At 41.7% G+C, this 23246-nt stretch carries 25 protein-coding genes; 8 read left to right on the top strand and 17 right to left on the bottom strand.

The window, feature by feature from the left end:
• Positions 1 to 19 precede the first annotated feature (19 nt).
• The 7 genes from C2M33_RS05770 to C2M33_RS05740 form a co-directional block, all read right to left on the bottom strand.
• Positions 20 to 1198: a cystathionine beta-lyase gene (locus tag C2M33_RS05770; RefSeq protein WP_105173963.1), complete on the bottom strand. Its 1179-nt coding sequence runs from the start codon at positions 1196 to 1198 to the stop codon at positions 20 to 22.
• A gap of 19 nt (positions 1199 to 1217) precedes the next feature.
• Complete coding sequence (nudC, locus tag C2M33_RS05765) at positions 1218 to 2135, bottom strand: NAD(+) diphosphatase (protein ID WP_105173962.1); 918 nt, start codon at positions 2133 to 2135, stop codon at positions 1218 to 1220.
• A gap of 114 nt (positions 2136 to 2249) precedes the next feature.
• Positions 2250 to 3044, bottom strand: a complete 795-nt coding sequence (nagB, locus tag C2M33_RS05760; protein WP_063705946.1) for a glucosamine-6-phosphate deaminase — start codon at positions 3042 to 3044, stop codon at positions 2250 to 2252.
• A 210-nt stretch (positions 3045 to 3254) separates the two neighbouring features.
• Positions 3255 to 4385, bottom strand: coding sequence for a transmembrane glucosamine N-acetyltransferase NagX (gene nagX / locus C2M33_RS05755; RefSeq protein WP_105173961.1), 1131 nt, complete (start codon positions 4383 to 4385; stop codon positions 3255 to 3257).
• Between the two features lie 63 nt (positions 4386 to 4448).
• On the bottom strand, positions 4449 to 5561 hold the full coding sequence (gene nagA, locus C2M33_RS05750) for an N-acetylglucosamine-6-phosphate deacetylase (protein WP_105173960.1): 1113 nt from the start codon (positions 5559 to 5561) through the stop codon (positions 4449 to 4451).
• Positions 5561 to 6475, bottom strand: a complete 915-nt coding sequence (gene nagK, locus C2M33_RS05745; protein WP_063705952.1) for an N-acetylglucosamine kinase — start codon at positions 6473 to 6475, stop codon at positions 5561 to 5563. The genes nagA and nagK overlap by 1 nt, the downstream gene beginning before the upstream one ends.
• Before the next feature lie 370 nt (positions 6476 to 6845).
• Positions 6846 to 7340: a LabA-like NYN domain-containing protein gene (locus tag C2M33_RS05740; protein WP_063705954.1), complete on the bottom strand. Its 495-nt coding sequence runs from the start codon at positions 7338 to 7340 to the stop codon at positions 6846 to 6848.
• A gap of 155 nt (positions 7341 to 7495) precedes the next feature.
• Between C2M33_RS05740 and C2M33_RS05735 the strand changes: the two genes are divergently transcribed.
• Together C2M33_RS05735 and C2M33_RS05730 are read left to right on the top strand one after the other, a co-directional pair.
• Positions 7496 to 8110 carry a hypothetical protein gene (locus C2M33_RS05735; protein WP_199775142.1) on the top strand — a complete coding sequence of 205 codons (615 nt, stop codon included), beginning with the start codon at positions 7496 to 7498 and terminating at the stop codon, positions 8108 to 8110.
• Positions 8107 to 8859, top strand: a complete 753-nt coding sequence (locus C2M33_RS05730) for a DUF3307 domain-containing protein (RefSeq protein ID WP_105173958.1) — start codon at positions 8107 to 8109, stop codon at positions 8857 to 8859. The genes C2M33_RS05735 and C2M33_RS05730 overlap by 4 nt, the downstream gene beginning before the upstream one ends.
• Before the next feature lie 42 nt (positions 8860 to 8901).
• Here the strand turns inward: C2M33_RS05730 and C2M33_RS05725 are convergent, their stop codons facing one another.
• Positions 8902 to 10350, bottom strand: coding sequence for a DEAD/DEAH box helicase (locus tag C2M33_RS05725; RefSeq protein WP_063705959.1), 1449 nt, complete (start codon positions 10348 to 10350; stop codon positions 8902 to 8904).
• Positions 10351 to 10522: 172 nt separating this feature from the next.
• Positions 10523 to 11365 (bottom strand): isopenicillin N synthase family dioxygenase, encoded by an 843-nt coding sequence (locus C2M33_RS05720; protein WP_054551580.1) that lies wholly within the window; start codon positions 11363 to 11365, stop codon positions 10523 to 10525.
• A 238-nt stretch (positions 11366 to 11603) separates the two neighbouring features.
• Between C2M33_RS05720 and C2M33_RS05715 the strand changes: the two genes are divergently transcribed.
• Complete coding sequence (locus tag C2M33_RS05715; protein WP_158685564.1) at positions 11604 to 12491, top strand: MBL fold metallo-hydrolase; 888 nt, start codon at positions 11604 to 11606, stop codon at positions 12489 to 12491.
• Between the two features lie 7 nt (positions 12492 to 12498).
• Here the strand turns inward: C2M33_RS05715 and C2M33_RS05710 are convergent, their stop codons facing one another.
• From C2M33_RS05710 to aspS, 5 genes are all read right to left on the bottom strand, one after another.
• Positions 12499 to 13203, bottom strand: coding sequence for an alpha/beta hydrolase (locus tag C2M33_RS05710; RefSeq protein WP_442793145.1), 705 nt, complete (start codon positions 13201 to 13203; stop codon positions 12499 to 12501).
• A gap of 28 nt (positions 13204 to 13231) precedes the next feature.
• Positions 13232 to 13819 (bottom strand): GNAT family N-acetyltransferase, encoded by a 588-nt coding sequence (locus C2M33_RS05705; protein ID WP_105173956.1) that lies wholly within the window; start codon positions 13817 to 13819, stop codon positions 13232 to 13234.
• 31 nt (positions 13820 to 13850) lie between these two features.
• On the bottom strand, positions 13851 to 14441 hold the full coding sequence (locus C2M33_RS05700; protein ID WP_233999122.1) for a pentapeptide repeat-containing protein: 591 nt from the start codon (positions 14439 to 14441) through the stop codon (positions 13851 to 13853).
• Positions 14438 to 14644: a hypothetical protein gene (locus C2M33_RS05695; protein WP_058585269.1), complete on the bottom strand. Its 207-nt coding sequence runs from the start codon at positions 14642 to 14644 to the stop codon at positions 14438 to 14440. The genes C2M33_RS05700 and C2M33_RS05695 overlap by 4 nt, the downstream gene beginning before the upstream one ends.
• Before the next feature lie 109 nt (positions 14645 to 14753).
• Positions 14754 to 16523 carry an aspartate--tRNA ligase gene (aspS, locus tag C2M33_RS05690; RefSeq protein ID WP_105173955.1) on the bottom strand — a complete coding sequence of 590 codons (1770 nt, stop codon included), beginning with the start codon at positions 16521 to 16523 and terminating at the stop codon, positions 14754 to 14756.
• A 227-nt stretch (positions 16524 to 16750) separates the two neighbouring features.
• Here aspS and C2M33_RS05685 point away from each other — a divergent pair, with 227 nt between their 5' ends.
• The gene (locus C2M33_RS05685) at positions 16751 to 17599 is read left to right on the top strand and encodes a DUF72 domain-containing protein (protein ID WP_105173954.1); all 849 of its coding nucleotides are present in this window, start codon (positions 16751 to 16753) and stop codon (positions 17597 to 17599) included.
• Positions 17600 to 17621: 22 nt separating this feature from the next.
• Positions 17622 to 18116: a M48 metallopeptidase family protein gene (locus C2M33_RS05680; RefSeq protein WP_105173953.1), complete on the top strand. Its 495-nt coding sequence runs from the start codon at positions 17622 to 17624 to the stop codon at positions 18114 to 18116.
• Between the two features lie 47 nt (positions 18117 to 18163).
• Here C2M33_RS05680 and C2M33_RS05675 read toward each other — a convergent pair whose 3' ends face one another.
• Positions 18164 to 18559 (bottom strand): hypothetical protein, encoded by a 396-nt coding sequence (locus tag C2M33_RS05675; protein WP_063528860.1) that lies wholly within the window; start codon positions 18557 to 18559, stop codon positions 18164 to 18166.
• Between the two features lie 193 nt (positions 18560 to 18752).
• Positions 18753 to 19769 carry a DUF5924 family protein gene (locus C2M33_RS05670; RefSeq protein WP_199776351.1) on the bottom strand — a complete coding sequence of 339 codons (1017 nt, stop codon included), beginning with the start codon at positions 19767 to 19769 and terminating at the stop codon, positions 18753 to 18755.
• A gap of 168 nt (positions 19770 to 19937) precedes the next feature.
• Here C2M33_RS05670 and C2M33_RS05665 point away from each other — a divergent pair, with 168 nt between their 5' ends.
• Complete coding sequence (locus C2M33_RS05665) at positions 19938 to 20489, top strand: hypothetical protein (RefSeq protein ID WP_105173950.1); 552 nt, start codon at positions 19938 to 19940, stop codon at positions 20487 to 20489.
• 108 nt (positions 20490 to 20597) lie between these two features.
• Here C2M33_RS05665 and C2M33_RS05660 read toward each other — a convergent pair whose 3' ends face one another.
• The gene (locus C2M33_RS05660) at positions 20598 to 21278 is read right to left on the bottom strand and encodes a DUF3334 family protein (protein ID WP_063705977.1); all 681 of its coding nucleotides are present in this window, start codon (positions 21276 to 21278) and stop codon (positions 20598 to 20600) included.
• 118 nt (positions 21279 to 21396) lie between these two features.
• Between C2M33_RS05660 and cmoA the strand changes: the two genes are divergently transcribed.
• Both cmoA and cmoB read left to right on the top strand, forming a co-directional pair.
• Positions 21397 to 22122 carry a carboxy-S-adenosyl-L-methionine synthase CmoA gene (gene cmoA, locus C2M33_RS05655; protein WP_063706202.1) on the top strand — a complete coding sequence of 242 codons (726 nt, stop codon included), beginning with the start codon at positions 21397 to 21399 and terminating at the stop codon, positions 22120 to 22122.
• A gap of 27 nt (positions 22123 to 22149) precedes the next feature.
• A complete protein-coding gene (gene cmoB, locus C2M33_RS05650; RefSeq protein WP_054551592.1) occupies positions 22150 to 23118 on the top strand; it encodes a tRNA 5-methoxyuridine(34)/uridine 5-oxyacetic acid(34) synthase CmoB in 969 nt (322 codons plus the stop codon).
• The last annotated feature ends 128 nt before the right edge of the window (positions 23119 to 23246 follow it).

Genomic DNA, 23246 nt, shown 5'->3' with positions numbered 1-23246 from the left:
CAAAGTATAAACTTTTAACCTAGAGGTGGCTTTCGTATACAGCCAACGCTTGGTCAAGGTCGGCTAGTAAATCAGCCACATCTTCAAGGCCAATGTGAAGTCTTATTACCGGACCTTGCGACCAACCCGTTTCAGAGCGAAGCCCTTTCATGCTGAGGTTTGCCGTGACTAAGCTCTCATAACCGCCCCAAGAAAAGCCCATTTTAAAATGGTGTAGGCTATCTAAAAACGCATCAATCGCTTGTTGATTACCTTGCTTCATTACAAATGAAAATAAGCCGTTACTGCCATCAAAATCTCGTTTAAAGAACTCATGACCCGGGCACGTTGCAAAAGCCGGATGGCGAATATGATCAACCAATGGGTGTGTTTCAAGCCATTTAGCCACTTCGATGGCGGCTTGTTCATGCTGTTTTAAACGCACAGCCATAGTACGCAGACCACGTAGTGCTAAATAGGCATCATCCGCAGAGGTACATTGACCAAGTAGGTATGAATTTTCGCGAAGGGTTGGCCAATACTTTTTATTGGCAACCGCCACACCCATCATCACATCAGAGTGACCCACGATGTATTTTGTTGCAGCTTGAATACTAATATCAACGCCATGCTCAAGCGGTCTAAAATGCAGACCATTACCCCAGGTGTTATCTAGCATGGTCATTACACCGCGCTCATTAGCCTTAGCAACCATGGCTGGCACATCTTGCACTTCCATAGTGATTGAACCTGGTGATTCTAAAAACAATACGCGGGTGTTATCTTTGATAAGCTCACTAATTCCTGCGCCAATTCCCGGCGGGTAATAGGTTGTTTCAATGCCTAATCCAGCCAGTATTTTGTCGCAAAAATCACGGGTCGGCTCGTAAGCAGTATCCACCATTAAAATATGATCACCCGTTTTCACAAACGAGAGTAGCGCATTGCTTATTGCAGCCGCCCCTGATGGATATAGCGCACAGCCTTCGCCGCCTTCAAGTTCAGTAATCGCTTCTTGCAGAGCAAAATGTGTGGTCGTACCGCGGCGGCCATAAAATAACGTTTTGTCACCTCGCTTCTTAGCCGCTGCTTTTAAATCAGCCACCGAGTCGAATACCACTGTTGATGCGCGTTGCACCACAGGGTTCACCACTCCTTGTGTATATGCTTTTTTACGCCCTGCAGAGACGATTTGGGTATTTTTATTTGTCTTTGTCATAATTTGTCCAAGCTGTGCTTTACAGGTTGCGCCAGTGCTCAACCAAAAATCGAGAAATAGAATCTTGTCGGGTTAGTTTAAGATGACTGCCCTGCTCATGCCATTGGCCAAATTCATTAAGTTCAGCACGGCTAAACCATCTTGCGTCGTCTAACTCGTCTTTATCTACCTGAATATCTTCTGAAACCGCTGTGGCCATAAAGCCAAACATAATTGATGATGGAAATGGCCAAGGCTGTGAAGCGATATATTGAATATCTGTCACCGCAACACCAGCTTCTTCCATAACTTCGCGGGCAACGGCCTGCTCTAATGTTTCACCTGGGTCAACAAAACCAGCAAGAGTTGAAAAAACACCGTCAGGCCAGCTTGCTTGACGGCCTAACAAGCAGCGTTCAACTCCGTCTGAAAAGGTTTTAGTCACGATCATTATCACGGCAGGATCGGTTCGCGGAAAAGTTTGATGCTGGCAAGTTTGGTTCTCACATAAACGTGAATGCCCTGCTTCAACCATGTTATTTTCATGACCACAACGACCACAAAAACGGTGCGTTGCGTGCCAAAAACACAAGCCCCTTGCCAGTGCGGCAATCGAGCCTTGTTTTAGCTCAACTTGTGGGCCTAACTTACGAATATCAACAAATTCAGCGCCATTAAGTATAGGCTCAATGAGTGAGTCTGGAACATGGCTGACATCTAAAGCAAAATGAGCCACATCATCGTCGTCTAAACCCAATAAAATGCCTTTTGATAAATCGAGATGATCCACTTGAGATAAGCGTAAATAACACACTTCAGGACTGTCTTTAACAAATAAACTTTGATTGTTATTGACCAATAACCAGCGACTCTGAGAATTCATTTGAGCCTTTAACCACTTTGGATCTTTACGGCGATTTGATGCACGATCCAATGGCATTTGAGAGTAATTCAGCATGGCATTCCTTGAAAATAGTTTACTCGCTAAAACTACCATAAGCGGATGATAAACCCAATTTATTACAGGCATAAAAAAAGCCCAAACTGGGCTTTTTTATTCTCTCTCACAATTCTACAAGGTCGCTAGGTGCGCTTGTAGTTTTTGGTTCTCAGCTTCAATATGCTGATAGAACTCTAAATCTTCTAATTTACTTGCGGCAGCCTTATCAATAATGATCACCGCATCTTTATGAAGTTGCAATGCTGAAGCTGGGCATTTAGCCATTAACGGACCTTCTACCATGGCGTGAACGGCATCCGCTTTACTTGCACCTGTTGCTAAAAGCACGACTTTTTTGGCTTCTAAAATAGTACCAATACCCATAGTGATTGATAAATGCGGTTGATATTCGCCTTCTGCAAAAAATCTCGCATTGTCTTCAATCGTCGCTTTCGTCAGTGTTTTTACACGGGTGCGTGATGTCAAACCTGATGAAGGTTCGTTAAAACCGATGTGACCATTACGGCCAATACCAAGTAGTTGTACGTCAACACCACCAGCGGCTGTGATTTTTTGCTCATATTCAGTACAAGCAACAAGCGGATTTACTGCATCACCCGGCGGTACATGGGTGTTTTGTTTGTCGATATCAACATGGTTAAACAGCTGCTCATTCATAAAGTAACGGTAACTTTGTGGATGCTCGCCAGTTAAACCTAAGTATTCGTCTAAGTTAAATGTTGTCGCTTGGCTAAACGAAATATCGCCAGCTTTATTTTTTTCGATCAGTTGTTGGTACAAAGCAACAGGTGTTGAACCTGTGGCAAGACCAAGAACCGAGGCTGGTTTTTTTAGTAATTGTTTCGCAAAGATGTTGGCACCATACGCTGCAACTTGGGCTGCATCATCAAGAATCACTATTTGCATATCGATTAGCTCTAATTATAAGTTGGAAAAAAATGGGACCTAAAACCCAACCCCACGTGCAATCGAGCTGGGTTTTAGATCAAACCACTGCCAGGATACGATGCAGTAGCTATAACCATTATGACAACGCTGTCATTATCACTTCTAGTTTTATCTTTGTAAAGTAAAAGTGAATAAAAAATTACTCTTTCTGTTAGTGTTTAATAATTATCAAACACTAACAAAGATCTTACGGCGATACATCCAATGTAATACCAGCATTTGTACTGCTAATAACGCAATGACCGCCATCAGGGGTTGCCACGCCTCTGGCACAGCTCGAATCACCCCACCAAATACGCTTTGGCTTACATAGCCCCAATTCACAAGACTTGACGCTAAATAAATAATAATCGAGTTTGCACCTATGATCACAAATGGATACGCAGCGCGTTGCCCCGGCAGAATATCCACCAGTGCATAAAAAACGGCGAGCAATATGGCACTCCAGCCAACGGTTACAAGCACAAATGAGCTGGTCCAAAGTTCTTTATTTACTGGGAACTGTAAATCCCATAACCAGCCTAAGCATACACTTACCACACCTGCGGCGAACAATAAGGCGGTCATTTTCCACTCGCCAATTTGCTGAGCTCGAGCCACTAATTGACCTGCAAACACCCCCATTAATGCATTGACTATCGCAGGAATATTCGACAACACACCTTCTGGGTCTACTACACGGTTTTGATAACTAATACCCGGCAGTAAGTGTGCATCAAACCATGCATTCCAACTCCCTGCTGCTGAAAGATCACCAGCACTGCCACCCGGCACTGGAACAAAACAAAGTAGTAACCAATAACCCACTAAAATAGCCGCAGCGGTAATAATTTGTGTTCGTAAACTAGTATGCCAAACCAACATTGCACAGAAGAACCATGCAATAGCGATGCGGCCAAGCACACTGGCATAGCGAATTTCATCTAACGCCATTGGCATCCCTGTGCCCCAGCCGTGGTTATATAAAATACCTAATAAACACAATAGCAAAAGACGTTTACCCGCCTTGCGGTAATACACTTTGCGCTCATCAAACGGTAAATGGTCAATGCGTTTTGGGGCTAGTCCCATCGCCACACCCGATAAGAATATAAACAATGGGAAAATTAGATCGTAAAATGTGAAGCCATGCCAAACGCTGTGCACGGTGTGTGCTTCAAAAACTTTCCAGCCAGTCCAGCCTGTTAAAACGAAGAGCGCTGCGAATAGTGACTGTCCGCCTAATATCCAAAACATATCCATGCCGCGCAGTGCATCCAGCGATGCCAAACGTTTTCTTGTCGGTTGTGTTGTTGTCATTGTATTACCTTAAATAGAAAAAGCCCCGCGATACAACGGCGGGGTTTTTACCAGGGAAGCTTGTTATAGCGCTTTTCCAGCAATAAAGGTGGCTTGTACATTTTGCTGTGCGTCTAACACCACAAAGTCAGCGTCAAACCCGCTCAGTAAGCGACCTTTTTTATGTAAACCTAAATATTGTGCAGGATAAAGTGATGCCATACGTAAGCTCTCAGCTAGGCTAACATCCAATGTGTTCACTGTGTTGCGCACCGCACTTGCCATATCAAGTACGCTGCCTGCTAATTCACCGGTCGTTGAATTTAATCGATCGCCAGTACGAATAACTTTACGACCATCAAAGAAATCAATCTCCATATCATCAGTACCCACAGGTGGCATTGCATCTGTGACTAACATAATTTTTCCGCGCTGCTTGGTGCGAATTGCTAATTTAGCTGATGATGGGTGTACATGGTGACCATCAACAATTAAGCCGCACCAACTGTTATCATCCCAAAGTGCAGCACCAACAACACCTGGCTCTCGTGATGTAAATGCTGACATGGCATTAAATAAGTGGGTAAAACCATCTGCCCCTGCAGCAAGTGCAGCATTGGCGGTCGCAAAGTCTGCATTGGTGTGACCAATACACACTTTTACACCACTCTCCACTAAGCGTGCGATATCATCAGCACTGACATTTTCAGGTGCTAAGGTAACCATTTTAATGCCTAAGTCTTGGCGGGCGTAAATCGCAAATTCTTGTTCTGTAATAGGGCGAATGAATTGCTCGCTGTGGGTGCCTTTTTTCCCTAATGAAAGGTGCGGGCCTTCGAAGTGCACACCCATTATGCCCGGAACACCTTCAGCAATTGCTTGTGCAGTGGCATCGGCCGCTTTTGCCATGACTTCAACTTTGTCAGTGATCAGGGTTGGCATAATCGCAGTTGAACCAAACTGACCATGTGCTTTGGCTATTCTATCTAAGCAATCTGGCGTTTGTTCAGCGTTAAAAAACGCCCCGCCACCGCCATTTACTTGTACATCAATAAAACCAGGGGCCACTAAACCCGTTAATGCAACGGCATTAGCATCTGCTTCAACACGCTTAAACACACCATTGTCGACGCTAAAATACACATCAGATAAAAATTCGTCACCGGTAAACAATGAACTTGCATGATAAATCGTCATTACAAACTTACCTCTTGGTTTTGTTCAAGCACAGATTGCTGAGCAAAATACACCGCGCCCATTTCCGGTGGTTGAATAGGGGATTCAACGCGTTTCGCAATATCTTCTGCAAGCCACTTATTTAATGGCTCGGCTAAACCGCCAATCATAGATAACCGTGGCGGGTTATTCTCTAATAAGCGCTGCGCTAATTTACTAACGTAATCAGCCCCTTCTTTCACAATGGAGATAGCAACTTTGTCATTATTATTGGCTGCTTCAAATACATAACGGGCTAATTTGGCAAAACTACTCGAAGGCTGACCAGACATTTGTTCAACAATTGCCATCGCATTGTCAGCTTCAAAATGCTCGGTGATCACGTTAGTTAGGTTTGTTGCTTCGCCTAGGCCATCAAGGTCTAACAAGGTCGCTTTTATTGCTTCAAGACCCATCCAGGCACCACTGCCTTTATCTCCTAGAGCAAAGCCATGACCGCCAAAGTTAGTTGTGCGACCATTTACACAAGAAAAACCACAAGAGCCAGTGCCTGTGATGATCACCGCACCATCACTCCCTTCATGGGCGCCGATACAGGCTGTGTGTAAGTCAGTGGTGAGGAACATTTGTTTGAATGGATGCTCCCATTCCATAATCTTGTCGTACAAACTTGGTAGGTTTACACCTGCTAAACCTAAGCCGGCATAAAGCTGATGAACGGTTTCAAGCGGTAAACCCGCATCACGAAGTGCTAATTGTGTTGAGACCATAATTGATTCGAGAGTACGTTCCAAACCATGTAATGGATTTGCAGGACCACCTAGGCCAGTTCCTAATACACCTTGTTTAACAGAGTAGATAGTTGCTCGACATTTCGTTCCGCCACCATCAATACCAATAAACAATTGGTCCTCATTCACACTCTTCGCCATCATTTAACGACCCCTAGCCTTCGTTTAGTTTTTGTCTAAATCGCATTATTTTTCTTATCAGAATGCGAAATCATCTCAACCTTTGTTGATTTAATGTTACACAACAAATGACAGCGTTGTCATTATATTTTTTATAAAAATTCGTATATCTTTCATATTTATTTTTAATTAATTGAATTAAAACGTTTTATTTAACAGACAAGAAAATTAGAAACCACATCAACAATGTCCTATTACACCTTTATTTATGCTTTTTTGCATAATTTAGTGCGTTGTGCGTGACTATTCCTTTATTTATCATAAAGTGTAGCTAATGTTAGCTTAGCTGAAATAATACTTTAGTTAAACATTTTATTTTTATAGGAATATTTTTTCACCTTGATAGTAGCAGTGAATCGTCAATACAATGAAATTCAGCGGCGGCTTGCTTTAAAATATCAGCGGTAAGCTGCTCTGCTCCATAGACATCACACGGTAGCTGATACTTATTCGCTAAGTGACCAAGTAATAAGGCAAAATCACCATCACCCGAAAGCAATACCATTTTATCGAGCTGCTTGGCATGCTCTAGCATATCAATGGTAATGCCAACATCCCAATCCCCTTTTGCACTGCCATCTTTGCGCTGAATAAAAGGTTTCAGTTTTACCTCAAAACCAATTGCGCGCAGAATATTTTGAAACTGCGATTGCTTTTCATCGCCACGATATATTGCATATGCAATGGCGCAATCAATTTGATAGCGTTCGCTCATTTGTGCCCAAAAGGCATTGTAGTCAAAGTTTTTCTTGTAGCTTTCTCTACAGGTGTAATAAATGTTTTGTACATCTACAAAAATACCGACTCTTGGCTTATCAACTGCTGACATAGTTTTCTGTTCTTTAGTGATTTGTGTTCACTGTAGCATATCTAGGTTGATATTTACGAAAAAGTAACCTAAATTGGTTACATAAAAAAAAGTAACCAAATTTGGTTACTTATCGCGATGTAACTAAATTAAGTTACTTAATCTAAGGGATCATAATGATTGCGGTGATCAGCGGTGATTTAATTAAATCACAAAAAATTCCACAACAAGAATACGACGCTATGCTTTATCAGCTTGATCAAAGCTTACGCTTTGTTGCCAAGCGTTTTAATGCAAGCTTTACCATTTACCGTGGCGATGCATTACAAGTACAGCTAACAGAGCCAGAACTGGTGTGTCATGCAGCAATCTTGTTGTATTTGCAAATGAAAGCAGCCAATTACGAACTGCGACAAAGCTTGGCCATTGGCTCACTCGACAACCCCCGCGCCGATATAAAAACAGCCACAGGCAGTGCTTATACCTTATCTGGTCGTGGTTTAGATAACATCGGCCAGCAACGCTTACTGTTAAATATTGAAAATAACGCCCTTGAAGAAGGCTTTGCGCTTAATATTGCGCTTGTCGAAGTCCTGCTTGAAAAAATGAGTCAAAAGCAGGCCAATGCCCTGTTTTATTATTTAACCGCCGAGAACAACAGCCATGCAGAGCTTGCTAAAGAGCTTAATACTAGCCGAGAGAATGTCACGAAGTTACTCAACCTGGCGCATTATCAACTTATCGAGCGCTTTATAAATTACAGCCAAACCACACTCAAAGGATTGTTATGACCAGTTTTGCTCTATTACTCACCGCATTAGTATTGGGCCACTTACTTGCAGACTTTTATTGGCAACCAATGAGCTGGGTACACGACAGAAACAACCGTCACTTTCGTGCCAGTAAACTCTATTTGCACGTATTAACACACGGCGTGACCTCTTTAGCTGTGCTCACACTATGGGAATACACTTATGGCTGGCAAGAGTTCTCTTGTGTATTGTTAGCAACGGTTGCGATTATGCTAAGCCACTATGTCATTGACTTGGCAAAGTCATATTCAAATAAAGGCGTGGTGCCGTTTTTACTCGACCAGTTGGCGCATCTTGTTGTGATTGTAATGCTAAGCATTTGGCTTAGTGATAAGAATGAATTTTATAGCTTAGCGTGGCAAAAGCTGATTGCCCTCGATACTTTGTTTGTTATTGCAGCTTATTTATTGGTGCTTAACCCAAGCTCTGTGTTTATTCGCATGATGCTAGAGAAAATCAATATTCAGATAAACAATGAAGGCAGCATTCCTGCCGCGGGGCATTTTATTGGCTTGCTCGAGCGAGTGTTAATGTTGAGCTTTATCTTGTTAGGTGAATACGGCGGCGTGGGCTTTCTACTGGCGGCCAAATCTATCTTTCGATTCGGTGATTTAAAAGAAAGTAGCGAAAAACAACTTACTGAGTATGTCATGCTGGGCACTTTGTTAAGTGTCACCGTGACACTCTTTATTGGTGTCGCCACCTTATATTGCATTAAACTCATTTAAAACAAAAAACGCGCAATTGCGCGTTTTTTGTTTTTACTGCTATTAACTATCCGCAGCGGGCTTACGTCTTGGGCGAGATGGCCCCGATACACGCTGACGATTACCCGCAGGTTTATTACCTGCTGGTTTAGTGTTATTTGATTTATTCCCGTTGTTTGCACCTTTTTGGTTTTGGCCTTGCTCTTTACCCTTACCCTGCCACTTACCTTGTGAAGGACGCTTTTGCGATTTAGGTTTTGGCTTTTGTGCAGGTTTTGCTACACCTTGACCATCTTGAGCTGGTGCTTTTGGCTTTTTCGGTTTCTTTGGCTTTTTCGGCTTGATTGGACGCGTATCTAGCGGCTTTTCAGCAACCGGTTTGTTTGGCTCAAAACCTGCTTCGGTTGCACGCGGAATAAGCTCACCAATAAAGCGCTCAATACCATATAAATCGTCGGCATCATCTACTGTTACAAACGAAATAGCATGACCTGATGCACCCGCTCGGCCTGTACGGCCAATACGATGTACGTAATCTTCATAAATATTCGGTAGATCGTAGTTAACAACGTGAGGTAGCTCAACAATATCAAGACCACGGGCAACAATATCGGTTGCCACTAATACGCGCACTTCACCCGATTTAAAGCCTTCGAGTGCTTTAACGCGAGCGCCTTGCGATTTATTCCCGTGAATGGCAGCGCCGACAATATCATCGCGTTCAAGCTGCTTAACTAAACGGTTAGCACCATGCTTAGTACGGCAAAATACCAATACTTGCTGCCAATCGTTAGTACGGATCAGGTGGCTAAGCAATGCTGTTTTACGTGATTTATCTAGCGCATAAACAGATTGAGTAACCGTTTTAGCTGTGGTGTTTTTTGCCGCGACTGAAATCTCAACGGGATCGTTAATGAGCCCTTTTGCAAGTTCACGAATTTCATCAGAGAACGTCGCTGAGAACATCAGGTTCTGACGTTTAGCAGGCAATTTAGCAATGATACGTTTGATGTCATGAATAAAGCCCATATCAAGCATACGGTCTGCTTCATCAAGGATCAGCACTTCTAAATCATCAAACTTAACAGCATTTTGATTGTGTAGATCTAATAAACGACCAGGTGTGGCCACTAAAATATCAACACCTTTACGAAGGCGCATCATTTGTGGGTTAATTTTAACGCCACCATAAACAACAAATGAGCTAACATTTGAATGCTTAGCATATTGCTCAACATTTTCGCTTACTTGTAGAGCCAACTCGCGAGTTGGAGCCAATACTAATGCGCGTACTTTATTGCCACCCGCTTTAGGGCCCTTTGACAAACGCTCAATTAACGGCAGTGTAAAACCTGCTGTTTTACCTGTACCAGTTTGCGCTGCGGCCATAACATCACGGCCTTCAATGATCGCAGGGATAGCTTGTGATTGAATAGGCGTAGGTGCTTCATAGCCCTTTTCTAAAACTGCATTTACTAAAGCTGGTGATAAACCTAACCCATCAAAACTCATACTATCTCTCTTTAAAAAATTCAGCCGATTCGGCGAAGTGCGCGCATTATACCTAGGATAGTCAATAATGCATGGAATTATTTGCAAACTAACACTTAATGCTGAACTTAGCAGACAAATTTAAGGCATAAAAAAAGCGGCTTTAATGCCGCTTTCTCTTTATAACCAATTTTTACTTAACACCAAGCTCGCGTAAACGCTCTTGTAAGTAGCTGTCTGCTGTGTAGCGCTCAGAAAGCACAACATCAGGACGCGGGTGTAAGAATAATGGTAACGAAATACGTGATTTCGTTGACGCTTTACCCGTTGGGTTGATCACACGGTGAATCGTTGATGGGAAGTAACCACCTGACGCTTCTTGTAGCATGTCACCAATATTGATGATCAGGTTACCAAAATCACATGGTACGTCTAACCAACCGCCATCTGTTTTTTGTACTTGTAAACCTGGCTCATTTGCCGCAGGTAATACAGTTAATAAGTTGATGTCGCCATGCGCTGCTGCACGGATTGCACCTGGCTCTTCATCACCTGTCATTGGTGGGTAATGAAGAATACGCAGGAGTGTTTGCTCAGAGTTAGCAATCATATCTTTAAGGTCAATAGAGAACTTAGCACGCACTTCTTCTGGTGCTTCAGCTTGAACCCAACTTAATAATGTCGCTGCAAACTCATTTGCTAAACGGTAGTACTCACGAATTTCTTCTTCTAGCTGTGCTGGAACACGGCCTTTTGGATAAACGTGGTAGTACTCTTTAATATCTTTAACGGTAAAGCCTTTTGCAACTTCTGACACTGATGGTGGGAAGTAACCATCTTGTGTTTCTTTTGAAAATAAAAACTCGTGCTTTTGCTCAGAATTAAAGAATTCTTGCCAATTTTTGTAAATAGACTCAACTAATGACTGAGGAATTGGGTGATTTTTTAATACACCGAAACCTGTGTTTCTTAGTGACTCAACAAATTGAGCGGCCGCATCGCTCGCTTTATAATCAACGGTAGGTAAATGTTGCATTTGTCTTTTCCAGTGAATAAGGTTCTAGAAGTCTGTGCTAAGCATAGCATTTCTTCATTATAGCGCTTCGCGAGGATAGAGAAACACAGGCAAAAACATAAGGACTTATGTCCGCCCTACCTTGCTTAGCTCCTTAACTTTGATACAGATCAACTAAGCCTTTAAGTAGTATAATATGTACTATTAGCTAAACTTTGATATGGTTAGTTAGACACATTTCAACGCAAAAGGATCGCTAATGTTCAAAAGTCTGCAAATCTTACTTTTCAGTGCGCTCATATTCGTTACCAATCAGATCAGCTCAGCAGAACCAGCAAACTATAAAGTCGAAAACATTAAAGACAACGTATATCGCTTTAGTGCTGGCCATTACCACAGCGCTTTTATGATTGTTGATAACCTTGCCTTGGTGACTGATCCTATTAATAGCGATGCCGCAAAATACTTAAAAAGCTATATCAAGAAAACCTTTAACGCCGATATCAAGTACATGTTGTACAGCCATAGCCATGTTGACCATGCAATGGGCGGTCATGAGCTAATCGATAACAACACAACGGTCGTCGCTCATCAATTTGCAGCTGAGGACCTTAAATTAAATAAAGTGCCTACTGCCCTGCCTGATCTTACATTTACCGATACACTCAAAGTCGATTTAGGTGATAACTACGTGCAACTGAAATACTATGGGCCCAATAATGGCCGTGGTAATGTCAGTATGCGTTTTATGCCTGCCAATGTACTTTATGTTGTTGATTGGATTGTACTTGGCCGCATGCCATATAAAAATCTGATTGGTTACGATATTAACGGCATGCTGCATTCAACTAAAGCAGTGTTAAATGAACCCACATTTGCTGCATTTATAGGTGGCCATGCAGATACTGGCAACCGCGATGATGTTGTCTCGTACTTACACTATATTCAAGACTTACACACTGCAGTGCGCGATGGCATGTTAAAAGGTAAGAACCTTGCGACCTTACAAAAAGAAATAAGCTTGCCACAATACAGCCATTTAAAAATGTACCAGCAATGGCTACCACTAAATATTGAGGGTGTGTATAACAACCTTGTCGAGATGGGCTATTTTAATTTTCGCAGCGATATTAATGCTCAGTTTTAGCTGAGCATTAAAAGCGAGATAAAAACGCGTTAAGTTCTTTACTAATACGTGCTACAAGCGCTTCTGGGCCACCATCATACATGTCGTTATGGCGCGAATCTTTAAGCTTAATTTGCGTCACTGGGTATACTGCGAGCTCTTGCGGCGTTAGCAATACGTTGTCATCTGCTGGGTAATCGCTACCGCGTAGTGTCAGTACAGGAATATTTTTGTTTCGCGGGATCAGCATACGGCGATGATCAAGGGTGATCAGCTTAGCTACCTTAGCGGGATAAATAGCCGCATATAATGCTGCAATATCCCCCCCATTTGAGTGCCCAAATAAAGTGAGCTGATTAAAGTCATACGCAGGATAACGCTTTGCAAGTTCTACGGCTAAAAACTCAAGGGTTTGTACACCGCGGTGCCAGTTTTCCATGCGTGTGGTCATGTAGGGTGGCTCAGGGTTTAAATTCGGATCGCCTTTTAACTCATGAGCCACTTCAACCGTTAAATAACCATGCTGATGAAAGGCCTGCTGGGCAAATTGATACTCTGTATGCGCCATACCATAGCCTGCCCCAATAAACGCCACGGGGCATTTTTTCTTTATCGTGCATTTGCTATCTGCTGCGGTAATGGTCAGCGGAATATGGCGGGTGCGCTCAGTATCAAACAGTGTCTCTGTTTGATTTGCATAGGCTGTTTGCCCGCTTAGAGTTAAAGCGAGCATTAGCGCAACCTTTTTAATATCTAACATTTTATGACTGCGCTAATTTGAATTCTAGGCTACGTTTAACCATCGGCCACTCACCATCAATAATTGAAAACACCACAGTATCGCGGACGCATCCATCGGCCATTATTTGGTGATTACGAAGCACCCCATCTTGTTTCGCCCCTAAGCGAGCAATGGCATTGCGCGAAGCCTGATTATGCCAATGGGTACGAAACTCAACAGCAATCACATTGAGTGTTTCAAATGCATAACTTAGTAGCAGTTTTTTACATTCAGTATTAACCCCAGTACGCTGAAAACGCTTGGCATACCAGGTATAGCCAATTTCTAAACGGCGGTTTTTACTGTCGATATTACAAAAGCGAGTTGAGCCTATCACCTCATCGGTGTGTTTATCGATGACAGCAAATGGTATTGCGCGACCAAGTGCTTGTTGTTCAAACGCCATACTTAAATAATCGTCAACACGTTCTTCATTGGGCACCGAGGTAAACCAAAGCTCCCAAAGCTTTCCATCTGAAGCGGCGTTAACTAAAGCATCACGGTGCTCAAGCGTTAACGGCACTAATTTAACAAATTGACCTTCTAAGGTGATGGGACTTAAATCCATAACTTTCCTTAACTTTAATTAGCAATAATATTTAATCCACCAGCTCTATATCGAGCCCTGCGAGCAAGTCCAAAGCGGCATAACGTTCAAATTTGGCTTTACTGATATTGTTAGCAGTTATATCAATAGCAAAGTGACTAGCACCTATAAAATTAGCTTTACTGAGATTCGTTTGTTGAAACAAGCTGTCACGAAAATCCGTATCAGTAAAATCAGCAGATGTTAAATCTGCATGTCTAAAATCAACATCTTTGGCAAAACAGCTGCGCATTTTTAAAGCCTTTAAACTAAGTTCAAAAAAGCTGCTATGGCTAAGCTCACAGCCAACAAAACTCACTGGGGCACGGCTGGCGAGTAGCGGCCAATCAACATCAGTAAAGCGCACACTGGTTAATTTACACTCTTTAAAGCTCACTTCTTCAAGCGAGGTGTATCTAAGACCAAGGGCAGCTAAATTACAGTTTTTAAACTCACACTCTATGAACCGACAGTTTTCAAACTGGCTATTGCTAAAGTCACAGTCGATAAATTCACATTGCTCAAACTCACAATGCGAAAATGTTTGCCCTGCAAGGTTTGCTTCAAAGGTGTGTTCAAAATAAAGGGAATGGCTTGCGATCACGCGGTGGTCTCAATATCTTGTTTAAGCGCAAGTACTGCAATAAAAATAAGACCAAACAATGGAATTAGCGCTAGTAACCCACCAATAACGGCCACCACGATTGGTGTTGAGGTTTTGCGCTTACCTAAGTAATAGCTGATAGCGGCAAACACAGGAATTAAAATAACAATTATTTGCCCGATTAAAGTTGCATTGATATTCATTCTCTTTCCTTGAAGAACATACTAAATATTCATTTAAGCACAAAAAAACCCTAAGGCATACACCTTAGGGTTATTATTCATTAAGTCTTATAATTCAGGTTATTATGAATTATTCAGCGTCTTTCGCTACAACATTAATTGCAAGCTCAGTTAATGCATCTGCATTAGCTTTGCTTGGTGCATCTGTTAATAAACATGATGCTTGCGTTGTTTTAGGGAAAGCAATAACGTCACGAATGTTATCAGTACCACATAGCAACATAACTAAACGGTCAAGACCAAACGCAAGACCCGCATGCGGTGGTGTACCGTATTTAAGTGCGTCAAGTAAGAATCCAAACTTGTCTTGTTGCTCTTGCGCTTCGATACCTAAGATTCTGAATGCAGTTTCTTGCATGTCAGCATTGTGAATACGTACCGAACCACCACCAACTTCGTAGCCGTTTAATACCATGTCGTATGCATCTGATAATGCACCAGCTGGGTTTAGTTCAAGCTCTTGAGCAGAAATACCTTTCGGTGCAGTGAATGGGTGGTGAACCGCATGCAATGTACCTTCGTCGTCTTCTTCGAACATCGGGAAGTCAACAACCCATAAAGGTTTCCAGCTATCAAGATTAGTAATACCTAAATCAACACCAATCTTAAGACGTAGTGCACCCATTGCTTCGTTTACAACGTTGCGCTTATCAGCACCAAATAAAATGATATCGCCAGATTGTGCGTTAGTACGCTCAAGTAACTGGTTGATCACCTCTTCGTTTAAGAACTTAGCGATTGGTGATTGTACACCTTCAACGCCCGCAGCACGGTCGTTCACTTTCATCCATGCTAGGCCTTTCGCACCATAGATACCGATGAATTTAGTGTAATCGTCGATTTGTTTACGAGAAAGTTCAGCACCGCCAGGTACAGTTAATACAGCAACACGGCCTTTTTCGTCATTAGCAGGACCAGAGAATACTTTAAACTCAACGTCTTTTACTAAATCAGCAACGTCAACAAGCTGCATTGGGTTACGTAGGTCTGGTTTATCAGAACCATATAAACGCATTGCTTCGCTGTAAGGCATAACTGGGAAGTCGCCTAAATCAACGTCTAATAATGATTGCCACATTTCGCGGATCATTTTCTCAGTCATTGCACGCACTTGATCAGAGCTCATGAATGACGTCTCTAAATCGATTTGTGTGAATTCTGGCTGACGGTCAGCACGTAAGTCTTCGTCACGGAAACATTTAACAATTTGATAGTAACGGTCAAAACCCGACATCATTAATAATTGTTTAAATAACTGTGGTGACTGAGGTAAAGCGTAGAAGCTACCTTTGTGAACACGGCTAGGTACTAAGTAGTCACGCGCACCTTCTGGTGTAGCTTTTGTCAGTACCGGTGTTTCGATATCTAAGAAACCGTTGTCATCTAAGAAACGACGCACAAAGCTGCTCGCTTTTGCACGAAGTTTGATACGGTCGCTCATTTCAAGACGACGTAAATCTAGGTAACGGTATTTTAAGCGGCGCTCTTCAGAGTTTTGCTGATTAAAATCAAGTGGTAATGGCTCTGAACGGTTGATGATAGTTAAGCTTGTGCCTAAAATTTCAACTTCACCTGTTGCCATGTCTTTATTTACTTGGCTTTCAGGGCGTGCGCGAACAACACCTTTTAACTGCACACAAAACTCTTGACGTAGTTTATTCGCAGTATCCATTAATCCTTCTACTTCAGGATCAAAAACAACTTGTACTAAACCTTCTCTGTCACGTAAATCGACGAAGATAAGGCCACCAAGGTCACGGCGTTTGTTGATCCAACCACATAGTTCAACTTCTTGATCTACGTGAGATTTATTTAGCTGTCCGCAATATATAGAGCGCATAGTATTCCTGTCAGTTAAAGACTTATAGCCGCCTGCTCTTAAGAGTTCGCTATTTTGAGAGCAAAAGCCACTATACAAAGTAATCATTTAAGGCAGAGCATTATACCCAAACCATCGCAAAATGCGAGTGCCAGCAGTGCCTGTCGGGGGCTAAATATATACCTCGACTTCTGAGCAAACATTTCTTTTGATACACTAGCTAAAGTTTAAATTTATTGGTTGATTTAATGCTGTATTTAGGTTGTCCGCAGTGGTCTAGCACCGCATGGAAAGGAAATTTGCTCTCTAGTCACTGTAAAAGCGCCGACATGCTCAGTGAGTATGCGCAATGCTTTAACTCAGTCGAAGGCAACACCAGTTTTTATGCTGATCCGAGTCACGAGTCATTATTACGCTGGCATGATGCGGTACCCGAAGACTTTAAATTTACTTTTAAGTTTCATCGGCGTTTTAGTCACGAATTACAGCTGACGAATATAACTAGTGAGCTTAATGCGTGGCTAAACTTATTTGAGCCAATTTTTGCTAAAACGGGGCAAATTATGTTGCAGCTACCCCGTGCCTTTGGCCCAGATGCCCTACCCCTGCTTGCTAATTTTATTGCACAACTACCCAAACAACTTAGTTACGGTATAGAAGTACGTCACCCCGGTTTCTTTCAAAAAGATGATGCAGAAATTCGTTTAAATCAGCTATTAATTGAAAATAATATAGACCGTATCAGTATGGATACCCGCGCTTTATTTGCTGTACCCGCCGATACCGATGCACTCATTGATGCGCAAAAGAAAAAACCTTATTTACCTGTGCATGCCATTGCAACAGGAAATCAGCCCATGCTGCGCTTTGTGATTGCCAGTCTTGAACATGAATACAAGTCGTATTACCAGCCATGGCTACAAAAAATAAAACAATGGCTTGATGAAGGAAAATCACCCTATTTGTTTTTTCATACCGCAGATAATCGCCAGTCGCCACTTTTAGCAAGACAGTTCTGCCAAGATTTAGGTTACAATCACCCCGTGCTTGCGCCGTTTATAGGTGAACGCGAAGCAAGCCAAAGCAGTTTATTTTAGCGCCCGATTTATCAGAGAAAACATGAAAGATTACAGCCGTTATTTTCAAGGTTACCCGCCGCACATCATTGAGCAAGTTTTACAGCTATTTAATGGCGACAGGGCCGCAAAATACCTAAAGGGCAAATACCCTGATGCCCATAGCATTACCAGCGATAAAGCTTTATACAGTTACGCCACTGAGCTGAAAAAGCGCTACCTTAAAAGTGCCCTGCCTTTTGGTCGTGCCGCATTCAAAAAACAAGGCGATATGGTTACAAATGCCTTAGGTACCCATACTTTTCGTATGCAAGGTAAAACCCGAAAACACGATCTTGCCATTAATAGCGACCTACTTCGCGCACCTGAGCCCCTTCTCAAAGCACTCGTCGTACATGAACTGGCTCATTTTAAGGAAAAAGACCACAACAAAGCCTTCTATCAACTTTGCTGCCACATGGAGCCGCAATACCATCAACTAGAACTGGATTTAAGAATATTCAGTGTGCTGGTAGGTGAAGGGAAAAATCCGTATTAAAACTATAAGTGAAAATAATATGAAATCTAATATCAAAAATAGACTGTTTACTTGAGCTTTTTTATAACATCATCACTAAAGAGCATTAGAATCAATGCACCTTCGCAAAGAGTAAGTAAATAACCAATAGATGCATCAAAATACATTGTTACATATAACCCAAGAATGTAAGGGCTCACAAGAAAGTTAAAGGCGATCAGTGAACAAAATAACCACTTCGCTAATTTTTTGTATAAATAAAGACCAAGCAGACTTAATACATATACCATTGAGTAAATGTATGGAAACGAGCTTTGAGGGTCGATAATTCCACCTGTTCCTGCAGCAGATAATAAGTAAGAAATGTCTTCAGAGTAAATATATTGCCAAATATATGGTAAGAAAAAAAAAGTCGTATATAAAACTGCTGTAACCAGCACAGTAAACTGAAAATACCTAGTCATGCTTTTCTTGCCAAAAATATTAAATTTAATATTTACAATAATTAAGTTATTGGTTCAAAGCAATATGTTCCTCTAAAAATTCGTTATGAGTAAGGCTGTTGATTTCAATACACATAAAGCCTCATTCAAAATGTTTTTATTCATAAACGTTCAATCAAAATTGCCCCCTCTAATTTCGGTTGAAAGCTGACAGCTAAACTTCTGTAACCTCAAATCTTATTTGCCCTATCAGCTGCCCAGACTCGGTAACCACTTTAACGACCCATTTCCCTGCAGCATTAGCAGGGAAATTCGTTTTATGGCTCCACGCTCGATAGCCCTCTTTACGACCACCAGAAATATCCAAGGCTATGCGGTCAACTTCTTTTCGATTATGCACCCAAACATGGAAGATTTTTTCATTTAACCCTCGCGGTGCTTTTACCGCACTAAAACTATATAGACCGTTTTCATGCAAGCTCTTCTCAGTGAGTTCTGTTATTGGCGAAAGCGGTTTACGAGCCTGTGCATCTAACTGATATGACATACTCATATCCGTTAAACGCAGTGCCGCAGGTGGCACAAAGCTACGTAATTGCCAAAGCCCAGCACCTAATGTACAAAGCAATAACACCAACAACGGGAAACGCCACCATTTCGCATTGGGCATCAAATTGCCAAGACTAGGGACAGTTAAAATAACCGCTGTTATCAGTGCAATTTCAAAACTTTGGCTGGTCGTTAACTTTAATAAAATAGGCAAGGTAACCGACAGCACGACAAACAAAGAAAAGCTATGAAACACACTAAACCAGACACTGTGCCTTGCAAGCTTTTTATAATAGAGGGGGTCAACAACAGAAACGAACGCACAAAGTATAATTAAAGCGGTAAACGCGGCCTGACCATGGTCCCAGGTAGTCACCGCCAAGAAGAATGGTAAAGCAAAAAACAAACTTTCTTGCTGCACAACTTGCAGCGCAAAGCGCATCACGTTGGGCGACACCGCCACACCAAAACGCTCCTCTACTTTATTTCTTAGCCAGTTATCTATTAACAACCACAACCAAGTGACTAATAGCAAAATAGAGATAAGTTGCGAAAACGATTCTTTTCGCTCAACAAAGACATAGCTCGCTACACCACTACAAAAAGCCAACACCGCCATCAACCCCGGCCGCTTCTGCATCATGAAAACAAATTTAGTTATAAAGTTTTTTAAGTAATTCATGCAATCATCAAATCCATTTAAGGCTTTATGAGTAAAGCATAAATTGGATGAATGTAGGCTTTAAACGAGCTTTAAGTTCAGAGCTTTAAGCTGTAAAGTAAATACTGAATGAGTGGTTTAACCATTTTCTTGCGATAACTAGGGCCATTTATATTAATCGGAGAGAGCGTGAGCATATTCAGCTGGTTTTACAAAAAGAAAAATCACAGTCCAACTGTAAACATATCAAAAGAAATCCAAAGCCTAACCGAGCAAAACATCGTTCTAACCTCTGCAGATATTGATCCTCAAGGGGCAGCTCTTCTCAACAATTACTTAAAGGCTTTGGAATTAAAAAAAGAACAGAAACTTTCTGAAGCAGAAGCTTTGTTATTACTTTCCACTAAACCACCTTCTATTTATAAAGGGCACTATCGAGAGCTATTTAAAATTTGGAGACAGTATAATAGAGAAGATTTAAAGACTAAAAACTACCAAGCTGTAATCGATCGTGTTGTGGAGATGTATAAACTAGATAATGAGATGGTCGAAGAAATGCTAAGCTACTGGAGCATTCAACAAAAAAGAAAACTTCCTCTAAATTACTTTGATAAATCACGAAATCTATTAATTAGCGATGCAAAAGCATTAAAAGTATCAGCGGAAAGATTCCAGCAAGAAAAGTATATTTTTCTAGCAGATGAATTAATTAGTAATATCAAAAAGAATAAATTTAACTGAATCGCTGATTTAAAACAGTTGCTCTTCTTCAACTAAACAAAAAAGCGCGGTCTAACCCGCGCCTCTATTTTATCTGAAAGCTGATAGCTGACAGCTCAAGTCGTTAGGTTACAAACCAAGTTCTGCCATAAAATCATCATCTGCATCGTCTGCTTGTGATGATGCTTTTTGCTTTTCAGCTTTTTGTTTGGCTTCGTTTTCGATGATGTCATCTGGGTCAACGGCTTCTGAAATATCAAAATCATGTAGTTTGATAAATTCAGTTTTATCCATCGCAAGCTCTAGATAGAAGATATTTTGCTTCGCAGTAGTGAATGTCACACGGCGTGCTTGTGGTCTATCCATGGTGGTATCAACAGAAATTTGTACCTGTTTGTTAATCGCCATCATCTTAGGTTGGTTTTGCGTAATAGAAGTATGCAGTTGGTCGCGTACTTTTGACGTAAAGTCACCAACGATTTGGTTCATAAGCTCGCCGAGTACGTTTGCCACATCATCTGATAAATGGCTTTGTGCAATTTCGTCTTCTGGCATACCCATGTTACGCATATAGTCATGATAAATTTCCATGGCTGCTTGCGCTGTGAAGTTTGTTACCACAAGACCGGTAAAGCCACCATCGAACAATACAAAACAGCCAATGTCTGGACGCATACAGGTGCGGGTGATTTTTTGAACCATGGCAGAATAACTAATACCGTTACCGCTTGCTGAAGACAGAACTCCAGTCACTGAATGACACAGAGTTGATAAGATATCTTCTGTACTGATCACTTTGCTTTTTGTCATTAAACTTCTCTTTTTTGTACTTGTTATTGATAATTCTAGCCAAGCTACTGAATTTATCACTGACTATCCAGTTAAAAATGCTAAAATAGCGGTATTATTTTTTAAAGAGACTGTTCACGTGACGCAAAAAGACAGTATTTATGCCACTGAGCAAGCGGTTAAAGACTTTAGCTTTGACCAACATGTAGTAGAAGTTTTCCCTGATATGATCCAGCGCTCGGTGCCGGGTTACGCAACCATTGTTAGCACCATAGGTAAACTGGCTGGCGAGTATGCGCAAAGTAATTCAAACCTATACGACTTAGGCTGTTCTCTTGGTGCTGTAACGCTAAGTATGCGCCGAAATATTCGCACCGATAACTGTAATATTATTGCCGTCGATAACTCAGAAGCGATGGTTGAGCGCTGTAAATTACATTTACAGGGTTTTCGCTCTGACGTGCCGGTCACAGTTACGCTAGGTGATATCAACGATTTAGCCATCGAGAATGCTTCTGTGGTCGCGATGAACTTTACACTTCAGTTTATTCCACCTGAAAAGCGCCAAGCGGTGCTTGAAAAGATTTACGCAAATTTAAAACCTGGCGGCGTTTTGCTACTGAGCGAAAAAATTAGAGGTGAAAATGAGCAATGCGATAATTTGCTCATTGATTTACACCATGATTTTAAACGTCACAACGGCTATTCGGAGCTTGAGATCAGCCAAAAGCGCACGGCTATCGAAAATGTCATGCGCCCTGATCATTTATCTACCCACTTAAACCGATTAAGTGAAATTGGTTTTAGCCAAACGCAAGTGTGGTATCAATGTTTTAACTTCTGCTCGATGATTGCAATCAAGTAATCATCACAACGATATAAAGAGTATTTCATGTCTCAATGGTTTAACCAATTTTACGCTGCGATTGCACAAAGCCCGCTAAGTCACTGGCTCGAAACTTTGCCAGGTCAATTAAAGCACTGGGAACTAGAAGCCAGCCACGGTGATTTACCGAAATGGCAAAAAGTGCTGAAAAACTTACCTGAGGTAAGCACAAACCATGTGAATCTTCAGGATAAAGTACAAATTGGCACCGGTGATGAGCTATCTGAAGGTCAGCAAAAACAGTTAACGCATTTATTAAAGCGCATGATGCCATGGCGTAAAGGGCCATTTAGCTTACACGGTATCGAAATTGATACTGAGTGGCGCAGTGATTGGAAATGGGATCGTTTACTGCCTCATATCGAACCGTTAAAAGGCCGCACTGTGCTTGATATTGGCTGTGGCTCAGGTTATCACTTGTGGCGCATGCGTGGTGAAGGCGCAAATTTTGTGGTGGGTATCGATCCATCTGATTTGTTCTTATGCCAATTCCAAGCGATAAAGCATTATCACCAAGATGAAAACGTGCATTTATTACCATTAGGTGTTGAAGCTCTGCCAGAGCTAAAAGCATTCGATACAGTATTTTCAATGGGTGTTTTATATCATCGTCGTTCACCTATCGACTTTTTAGCGCAATTAAAAGCACAGCTTCGCCCAGGGGGTGAGTTAGTCCTTGAAACACTGGTTGTTGAAGGTGATGAGCACACAGTTTTAGTGCCAACTGACCGCTATGCGAAAATGCGTAATGTATGGTTTATCCCAAGCACCGCGGCATTAAAACTATGGATGGAGCGCGTTGGCTTTAAAGATGTACAAGTTAAAGACTGCGCAATCACAACGCTTGAAGAACAACGTAAAACCCAGTGGATGGAAAACGAATCATTAGTCGACTTTTTAGATCCAAATGACACCAGCAAAACCATTGAAGGTTACCCTGCCCCTCTTCGCGCTATTTTAACCGCGAAAGCTTAACAAATAGTAAGAAGTTTCTAGTTTCAAGGTAGAAGGGTCATTTGCTTGATACTTTTGCCTTGTAACTTGAAAGCAAAAAAACCGGACAACTGTCCTTGTCAAGTCGGTTAAAGTGATTTTTCAACTAG

Origin of the sequence: Pseudoalteromonas sp. T1lg122, from assembly GCF_002964825.1 — a bacterium.
Lineage (GTDB): Bacteria > Pseudomonadota > Gammaproteobacteria > Enterobacterales > Alteromonadaceae > Pseudoalteromonas > Pseudoalteromonas gelatinilytica.
The sequence above is the reverse complement of the archived record's forward strand: the minus strand, read 5'-3'. Positions and strand labels throughout refer to the sequence as shown.